At 40.3% G+C, this 9,024-nt stretch carries 9 protein-coding genes and 1 pseudogene; 1 reads left to right on the top strand and 9 read right to left on the bottom strand.

The window, feature by feature from the left end; all coding sequences use genetic code 11:
- A pseudogene (locus E4T82_RS13060) lies at window positions 1-1,047 on the top strand (IS110 family transposase); the annotation flags it as partial.
- A gap of 341 nt (window positions 1,048-1,388) precedes the next feature.
- On the opposite strand, the gene E4T82_RS11055 reads toward E4T82_RS13060, so the two are convergent.
- The 9 genes from E4T82_RS11055 to E4T82_RS11015 all read right to left on the bottom strand — a co-directional run bounded on the left by E4T82_RS11055 (window position 1,389) and on the right by E4T82_RS11015 (window position 9,022).
- Window positions 1,389-2,201, bottom strand: a complete 813-nt coding sequence (locus E4T82_RS11055; RefSeq protein WP_167753621.1) for a Cof-type HAD-IIB family hydrolase — start codon at window positions 2,199-2,201, stop codon at window positions 1,389-1,391.
- Window positions 2,182-3,063, bottom strand: a complete 882-nt coding sequence (locus E4T82_RS11050; RefSeq protein ID WP_348628427.1) for a Cof-type HAD-IIB family hydrolase — start codon at window positions 3,061-3,063, stop codon at window positions 2,182-2,184. Before E4T82_RS11050 ends, E4T82_RS11055 begins: the two co-directional genes overlap by 20 nt.
- Window positions 3,064-3,173: 110 nt before the next feature.
- The gene (xylB, locus tag E4T82_RS11045; protein ID WP_135182845.1) at window positions 3,174-4,649 is read right to left on the bottom strand and encodes a xylulokinase; all 1,476 of its coding nucleotides are present in this window, start codon (window positions 4,647-4,649) and stop codon (window positions 3,174-3,176) included.
- Between the two features lie 8 nt (window positions 4,650-4,657).
- The gene (locus tag E4T82_RS11040) at window positions 4,658-5,617 is read right to left on the bottom strand and encodes a hypothetical protein (RefSeq protein WP_135182844.1); all 960 of its coding nucleotides are present in this window, start codon (window positions 5,615-5,617) and stop codon (window positions 4,658-4,660) included.
- 58 nt (window positions 5,618-5,675) lie between these two features.
- The gene (locus E4T82_RS11035) at window positions 5,676-6,191 is read right to left on the bottom strand and encodes a D-lyxose/D-mannose family sugar isomerase (protein ID WP_135182843.1); all 516 of its coding nucleotides are present in this window, start codon (window positions 6,189-6,191) and stop codon (window positions 5,676-5,678) included.
- A gap of 15 nt (window positions 6,192-6,206) precedes the next feature.
- Window positions 6,207-7,307, bottom strand: a complete 1,101-nt coding sequence (locus E4T82_RS11030) for a PTS fructose transporter subunit IIC (protein ID WP_135182842.1) — start codon at window positions 7,305-7,307, stop codon at window positions 6,207-6,209.
- A 4-nt stretch (window positions 7,308-7,311) separates the two neighbouring features.
- The gene (locus tag E4T82_RS11025) at window positions 7,312-7,623 is read right to left on the bottom strand and encodes a PTS fructose transporter subunit IIB (protein WP_135182841.1); all 312 of its coding nucleotides are present in this window, start codon (window positions 7,621-7,623) and stop codon (window positions 7,312-7,314) included.
- A gap of 4 nt (window positions 7,624-7,627) precedes the next feature.
- Entirely contained in the window at window positions 7,628-8,530 is a 903-nt protein-coding gene (locus E4T82_RS11020; RefSeq protein WP_135182840.1) for a ketose-bisphosphate aldolase, read from the bottom strand.
- Window positions 8,531-8,560: 30 nt separating this feature from the next.
- Window positions 8,561-9,022: a PTS sugar transporter subunit IIA gene (locus E4T82_RS11015; RefSeq protein ID WP_135182839.1), complete on the bottom strand. Its 462-nt coding sequence runs from the start codon at window positions 9,020-9,022 to the stop codon at window positions 8,561-8,563.
- Window positions 9,023-9,024: the final 2 nt, after the last annotated feature.

Raw genomic sequence — 9,024 nt, 5'->3', positions numbered from 1 at the left:
CTCTATGGAATCCACTGGTAAATACTGGATTCCTGTCTTCAATATCCTCGAAGAACACGCTAACATCTGTCTGGCTCACCCAAAATATGTTAAAGCGATTCGTGGTAAGAAGACCGACAAGAAAGACGCACAATGGATTGCCGACCTCTTCAAGCACGACCTCGTTGCCTCTAGCTTTATACCGCCTCTTAAAATCAGACAACTTCGTGACCTCTTTCGCTATCGCATGAAGTTAACACAACTTCAAGTCAGAGAGAAAAATCGGTATCAGAACTGCCTCACTTGGTCTAACCTCCTCTTGCAAGTGTCGTTTCCGATGTCTTCGGAAAAAGTGCTCAAGCCATTATCAAGAGCATCCTTGACAATCCTGAGGAGAAACCTAACATAGAGCAGCTGGTTCACAAGAGAATGAAGGATAAAATACAAAACCTAGAAATCGCTATGGACGGCATCTTAACTCCTGAACAAGTTGAGAAAATCAGAGTTATTAAAGCTCACTACGACGCACTCACTATCTGTAAAGAGGACTTAGAACAGATGATTCGTGATTTAGGACAAGAATATCAAAAACAAGTCAAACTCATCCAGACAGTACCTGGATTTAAAGAGGAACTTTCTGCCCTACGTGTCATTTCTGAAATCGGTGCAGATATGAACGTCTTTGATACTGCTGGTAAGCTCTGCTCCTGGGCAGGTCTTGTTCCCGCAAACAATGAAAGTGCTGGGAAGAAATATTCTACTCGCATTTCTAAAGGCGGGCGATACCTCAAACCTTTCCTCGTACAAATCGCGAACGCCGTTGTCAAGTCAGAGAAACACCCAGAGTTTCGAAACAAATATCTCAAACTCAAGAAACGCCGTGGGCATCGAAAAGCGATTATCGCTACCTGTCGCAAACTTCTTGTGGCTATCTACCAAGTCCTTTTCAAGAAAGAAAATTACAATCCTACCTTACAAGGCTTAACCGAAATGAGAAACCCTGACAAGACAATGTCTGCTCAAGATGCTATTCGTTTTGCTCAACAACACGGTTTCAACGTCGCTTAATTTTAAAAATCAGGTTTAAAGACCTCTTTTCAGTGTGCCCAAAATTGGGGTAAACAATAAATCAATTAACTTTTATTTTTTTCAAACTTTGCTCCATTCGTAAAACTATGATATAAGAGCGTTAAAAATCGACAGAAAATTAGGGAGACGAACGAAGAAATCGTATTTCTAGGACGGCTCGTCTATTTTCCGAGATTTTAGCTCGTATTCAAATAACTATAAAATAAATACATCTTATTATACCCCCCACCCCTGTTCGTTTTTCAATGCTTTACCCCAAAACATAGACAATCCATACATTGCCCCGATGGAAATTCAGCAAAACTGATCGAGAAGGCTTATTAGGATAGTACCATCTCCTCTATCACCTGCAAGACACCTGAGACATCATTGGACGGAGCTTGAAATTTCGCTGCCTGACAGACACTCTCCGGGCTACCTGCCATAGCGTAGGAATAGCCTGCATAAGCTAGCATCTCCAAATCATTGTCACTATCACCAAAGGCCATGATTTCAGATGGTTCTATCTGCCAGCGCTTGGCTAGAAAATCCATGGCAACACCTTTATTGACCGCTGGATGCACAATATCGATAAAGTTAAAACCGCTCGACACCGCACGCGCGCTTCCCTTTCCTGTCGCATTTAACTCTGCAACCAAGGCCTGAATATCCATCTCTGGCACATCCAGCGTCAAAATGGTAAAGCGATCATCTGGTAATTGCGTCAAATCTTCAATTTCCTGCCATTCATAATTGTGCTTGGTGATCAATTGCTTGAATTCTTCTGGCGTATTTCGGGCAAAATACAGGGCTTTCAAACCGCTGATGGAACAACGATGCAAGAGATTTTTTTGCGCCAATAAGGCAATCAAATCCGCCACAACGTCTGGCTCAAAGTAATACTCCGCAATCCGCTCCCCATTTTCTACAATGACCGAGCCCACTTCGGACACAATGGTCATCTGTTCATGAATATCGGGAAAAAAGGATCTGATTTGCTGGTACTGATTGCCAGAAATAGCTGCCACTCGAATTCCGCGTTTTTGCAATTGCTCCCAAATATCCGCAAAACGCTTGCGATCATAGTCATTCTGTGAATTCAAAAAGGTCCCGTCCATATCAAAAGCAATGAATTTAATCTGTGGTTGCTGCATCATCTTCTCCTGCTACATATTCTTCTATCACCGTAAGAACTCCCTGCTCAACGTGCGACGGAGCAAGGTTTTTAGCCACTGCCTTGACGCGCTCACCTGCATTGTCCATGGCATAGGAATAACCCGCATAGGCTAATAATTCCACATCATTGTCACTATCGCCAAAGGCAAGCACATCCCTTGCCTCAATCCCTAGCTGCTTCAAGATTTGGTCCAAGCCCCAAGCCTTGTGTACTCCTTTAGGTAAAATGCTCACCGATCCGTAACCACTTGTTACAGCCTGCAATTGCTCTCCAAAGACTTGGTTGCATTCTGCGACAAGTGTATCCACCAATTCCTCTTTGACCCAAAATCCTGCATGGGTAATGGCTACCTCATCCGGCACATGATGCAAGTTCGCAAGGCGGACAATCTTGTCCCAAAAGGCCCGCAACTGCGCTTTTGTAATGGCTAATTCTGTCTCTGCAAAGGGCTGGGGAGCACGCTCATCGATGTAAATGGTCGTATCACTTGATAGCATCAAGCAATAATCTGCTGCCCTCGTTTGATAATAAGCAAGGAGTTCATCGACCACTTCCCGACCCAAGGTCTTGCGAAAGACTATCTTTCCCTTATGATAAAACAGACCACCATTTTCCGCTAAGAATAAGACCCTGTCCTCAAAACCTGCAAAGAGGTCCAACAACCGTTCTAGGCTGTTGCCACTTGCTACAATAAAAGGGATTCCCCTTGCTTCTAACTGCACTAAGACCCGGTCAAACCGCTCGCGATCAAACCCACCACGATTATCCAAAAAAGTCCCGTCCATATCCGTTACGACTGCTTCTATCTTCATCATTGCTTCCTTTGTTTTTATATACATGCTCCCTTTCATTATACCACAAACAAACTCTCTTCATAGGTATTCAAAAATACGCAAAAAATGACAAGAACGTTTCTATCTTGTCATTCTTCACTCATCAATACCACACATTAGTTCATAATCGGCTTAGTTTGCGAATAGATATTCTGGTACTGTCGATATATTTTTTCATACTCAACCACATGCCGTGGAATAGGGTCATAAGATTTCCCTTCTTTCACAAAAGCTTGCACAGCCATATTAGCATCTTTAAACCAACCCAGTCCAAGTGCTGCTAAGATTGCTGCGCCAAACCCTGGTCCCTGCTCCGTTTGTAATATTTGGACTTGACAAGCAAATATATCTGCTTGTATCTGTAACCAGTCTTCATTTAAAGCACCGCCACCTACTGCAATGATTCGCTTCCGTCGTCCTTTTTGATGTTCCATAATCTTAAGACAATCTTTTAATGAAAAAGTAATGCCTTCCACAACAGCTCTCGTAAAATGCTTAAACGTATGGCGCATATCAATCCCAATAAAAGAGCCTCGTATTTGGCTATCAATATAAGGAGTCCTCTCCCCTGTTATGTAAGGGGTAAATAATAAGCCTTCCGCGCCAATACCAACCTCATTAATGCAACTCATCAATTCCGCAAAAGTCAATTTCTCCGCAAATGTTTGTTTAAACCAACTCAACGAATTACCTGCAGCTAGTGTCACACCCATTGAATATTTAACATTTGCTATAACATGATAAAAGACATGCAAGTCTCCTTTGTACGTCACATTAGGATGCGACTCTGCACTCAATACTACACCAGAAGTTCCGATTGAAGACAAAGAAATATCATCTGTGAGAATACCTGAGCCCAAGGCAGAACAAGCATTGTCTGCACCACCAGCAACAACCTTGATAGCTTCTTTTAACCCAAATTTCTCTCGTATCGTATCTGATAGGTTTCCTACCACCGTCATTGATTCAACTAAAGGTGGCAATACAGTTGCCTCAATATTAAATTGCTTTAAAATATCCTTAGACCAGTCTTTTTGATCTACATCTAACAATAATGTTCCCGAAGCATCTGAGAATTCCATATTCAAGATGCCTGTCAAATACCACCTCAAATAGTCCTTCGGTAATAAGACATGGCGCACCTTTTCCCAAATAGCTGGTTCATTCTCTTTGACCCATAAAATTTTAGGCAAAGTAAAACCTTCCACTGCAATATTTTTAGTGATTTGAAGCAATTCCGTACCAAACGAGTCCATTATTTGCTGACACTGTTTAGTCGTCCGCGTATCATTCCACAAAATAGCTGGGCGCAGAACCTCCTTCTTCTCATCCAATAAAACCAAAGAGTGCATTTGTCCCGAAAAGGAGATAGCCTTTAAATTATACTGCAAATCCTTTATCTTGCTAGATAAGGTTGCCATCACAAACTCAAAAGCTACTAGCCAATCCTGAGGATTCTGTTCTGAATAACCTACTTGTTCTGATAATATTTGATAGGAAGATGAAGCCTCCATCACAATATTTCCTGCTTTATCCACCACTATTCCCTTCAAAGAACTTGTCCCTAAATCTAATCCGAGTACATATTCCATTTTATACCTCACAAAATTTCGTAATGAGTACTTGCTATATATCGCTGCGTTAATATATCCTGAGACTGATGCAAGTAATTAGGAGAGCGCTGCATTTCAAAGGTCACACCTCCATATTTATAAATAGACGCCCCCTGATTGATTCGTTTAGGTACTGACACCTTATTTAGAGTATAAATAACACATGATTCCTGATCACTTGTAATCCTTAAATCATTTTCCCTCGTTTCACTTTCTAAAAGAATTTCAGCTGCTCGCCCTTTGTCAAACACATACGCTACATCAATTCCACCTGCACAAATACGTGACAATTCTGTTCCCAACTCCAATGCATCCACGATTTGCTTACTCTTACTAAAATCAAAGTGAGCATTTTCTCTCCCCATATCATCCAATTCACCAGTTGGTACAAACTCATGATTTATCAACTGAAGATAAGAATCCTGAACGGTTAACCAGTGCTTTTGGATTCCAATTGTTTTGTCTTGGTTTAAATTAAAATAAGAATGATTGGTGATATTACAAACCGTAGGCTCTTGCGCATGACCTTCATAGCGTATACTAAACCGATTCCCTTCAATGCTGTAGACAATTTTTAGCGCTATTGGCTCATAGATAGAATCATTGTCCTTGTATTCTAAACAATACGCTTCCTCATTGAGCTTGCAGACAGACCACACTTTCCTATGCAAGCCTGCTTTACCGCCATGCAAGTGCAATCTTCCTTCATTAACGTCTAGCGCCACTCTCTGCCCACCATAACTCCTATAAAATGGAGGAAATACTCTACCTGCAACTCTCCCAATCGTCGCGCCTAGATAATACGAATTATCTTGATAATCTGCATAATCCTGGTAACAGAGTACAAAATTGGTCTTATTAGCCTTTTTCAATATCTCTGTCACAGTTGCTCCAATGTCCAAAAATTTAATCCGAATACATTCATTTTCTAGCACATATTCTTTCATACTACTCTCCAATCTAAAAGGGAGAAGTTTTCTGGTATGATTTCCTTCTCCCTTAATGTTATCTCTTTATTTTTGGATTTGTAAAAATATCTGATGCATCGTCACTAGGAGAAGAAAATTCAGATATGACTGCCCCATCACTAGCAGCTTGAAACCAATGTTTGGTACTCGGTGGAATGGTATACTGTTCACCAGCCTCCAATATGATTTCATGAAATACTGTATAAAAGTCCTTAGAAGGTTCTGGGATTATAGCCGCTATATCAGAAGTCTCTTCCCCTTCTACATAAAGGTATACTTTCCCTTTTCTCACCCGAAACGTTTCCTGTTTCCCTTCAATTTCTAAGTTTTCACCTCTTCGTGGATGAAGATGTTCAGGACAGGTCTGTCCTGGTAATAATACCATCTCTTTTGCACAATATCGCTCATTATTGATATAGACAATCAAGTTTAATCCTTCTATTTCAATATTGCCAAGCCCAAAATCTGCATACTCTATCTGGGTCAATTCTTCCTGCGAGAAAACAATTCCTGAATTTCTATAGAAGTCTAAGATTCTCTCCTTATAAGTCATCACACACCTCCACACTTATCCAATTTTCAGCTCACTAATGTCAATATCTTCTTCCTCTTCTTCAATCAAGATTGTTTTTTCTGGATCAACAGGCTTCATTAGTGCTACAAATGTGATGGCATGTGCAATAGAGCCAATCAGAAGCGCAAGAGTGAAAAGTAAGCCTCGATTATCTGTCATCGTTGGTACGGCAAACATACCAGAAGCAGGGATATGAGAGTCACAACCCCAATACATGGAAAGTGCTCCAAAGACTGCACCCCCTACGCCTGTTGCAATCATGTTTTTCATCCAACTCTTAAACACGATAGGGAAACAACCTTCTGTAATTTGACAAAAGCCCATTGGAATTGCAGCCTTAAGGGTTTCAATATCCTGTTTATCAAAAACATTCTTTTTTACTATTTTTTGAAGTACATACGCTACTCCGTACCCAAACGGTGTAATCATTGACGCTCCGATCAAAACAGTTAATGGCGGGTAAATACCCTCAGAGAACAAAGCAAACACAACTGCAAATACAGTCTTATTAATCGGTCCACCATAGTCAATACTAGAAAGAATCCCAATAATTAGCCCATACAATATTAATTGGGAGCTATTCAAGCCCTGTAGATAAGCTGTTAGAAGTCCTACTAGCCAATTAATTGGCTGTCCAAGTACATAATACATTGCTAGACCACTCATAAAACTAGCAACAAAGGGAACGACAAGAGTCGGCATTAAACCTTCCATCCATTTAGGAACTTTAATACTTGAATACAATAGCACAGTCACAATACCAGCGATAAACCCTGATGCAATACCACCAATAAAGCCAGTATTAATTCCATGGGCCACAAAGCCCACTATCAACCCAGGAGCAATCCCTGGCTTATCTGCAATCGAATAGGCAATAGCTGCAGAAACAATCATCGGAAGAAAACCTAGACCATATCCTCCCATCGTTGTCATAGTATCAGCGAAACTAAAGCCTTCAGAAAATGCTGAAATAGAAGTCCCACCCATAATATTTCCTATGGCCAATAAAAATCCAGACGCACAAACAATTGGTAAGAAAAAGGAGATAGCTGTCATTAAATGTTTCTTAAATCCAATATTTTTTAAAGTGTCCATAATCTCACTCCTTATCTAACTTCTCTAATTTCTCTATTAGTTTATTAGGAGATTTTACGACCATACTAGTCGGCACCTCCACTACTTTCTTAGAAGCAAAACGATCTCTCCCATTAATTTTAATATCAGCAGCGATAATGACAATATCCGCCTCATCAATTTGTGCCTGAGTCAGCACCTCTTGGCGTCCAGCCAATCCTTGGGTCTCAATGTAAGCCTCGTGGCCTCTATTTTTAGCTGCCTGTATGAGTTTTTCTTTTGCTATATAGGTATGCGCAATCCCTGCTGTACACGCTGCAATTCCAACAATTTTCATAGTACTACCTCACGATGGATAAATCGGTCTGAAATTGAAAATACAAATTTGCTTTATCAACTGCTCCAAATAACTTATTTTTCTCATGTACTACTTTCTCGGTTTCAAGCATCGGAGCTGGGAACAGTACATTTGGTTCTCGTTTTTCAGAATTTCCATCATTTAATTCTTCACGTAGTTTTTCTGCAAATACAATCTTAATATCACTAGAGATATTAACCTTGCTAATCCCATGTGTCACTGCCTGTGCAATTTCTTCGTCAGGATTCCCTGATCCTCCATGTAGCACTAATGGTACATCTACTGCTTTTGTAATTTCATCTAGAATATCTATCCGTAATTTCGGTTTAATGTCTTTAGGATACAGACCATGCGATGTACCGATACCAACTGCTAAGCTATCACAATTAGTCCGCTCAACAAAATCCTTCGCAACCGCTGGATCTGTATAAACTCCTTCTTCTAAACCGCCTTCTACGTTATTGCCTGTATTCCCAATCGTTCCCAGTTCAGCTTCGACAGATACTCCTACTGCATGAGCTGCTTCTACGACCTTTTTCGTAATCGCTACATTTTCTTCATAAGGGGCTAAAGACTTATCAATCATAACAGATGTAAAACCAAGTTGAATGGCATGAATCACCTGTTCATAGCTTGCTCCATGATCCAAGTGAATTGCTACAGGGACTTTTGCTCTATGCGCTTCATCAATACACTGCGCAACAAAACTATCTGTCAAAAAACTCAACTCATCTGGATGAATCGCTATAATAAACGGTGTATTACTTTCTTCACACGCCTTTACTGTTGCATTTAATAACTGACCTGAGCCACAGTTATAAGCTGGAATTGCAAATTTATGCTTTTGCGCTACGGAAAGTAATTCTTTTCCTGATACTAATACCATAATATTCCTCTTTCTATTTTTATAGATGTATTAACTTTGGGTTAATAAATCATACAGGATATCCTTATCCTTTATCTGAACTAGTTGCTCAATAAATTCATCATGAGCTAACAACATTGCCACCTTTTGCAACAACAGAATATGTGTTATATCTGCATCTTCTTCTTTGACAGCGAACATGATGATGACTTTAACAAGTTTCCCATCAAGGGTCTCCCACTCGATTCCCTCTTTTAGTACAGCAATCGCAATCGTGGTTTGGTTAACAGCCATAGACTTACCATGCGGGATTGCAATACCTTGACCAATGCCTGTAACTCCTTCCTCCTCTCTTAAATATACATCATCAATAAATGCATTTGCATCAGTCACATAACCTTTTTCATAGAGCAATGTACCCAATTCATGTATCACTTCATCCTTACTTAAGGATGCCGACTGAATCACCATTAACTCTTTATGAACGACTTCTTTAAGGGACATCTCACTCATTG

The sequence above is a fragment of the Streptococcus cuniculi genome, assembly GCF_004570575.1.
Lineage (GTDB): Bacteria > Bacillota > Bacilli > Lactobacillales > Streptococcaceae > Streptococcus > Streptococcus cuniculi_A.
This window is presented reverse-complemented; position numbering and strand designations above follow the sequence as displayed.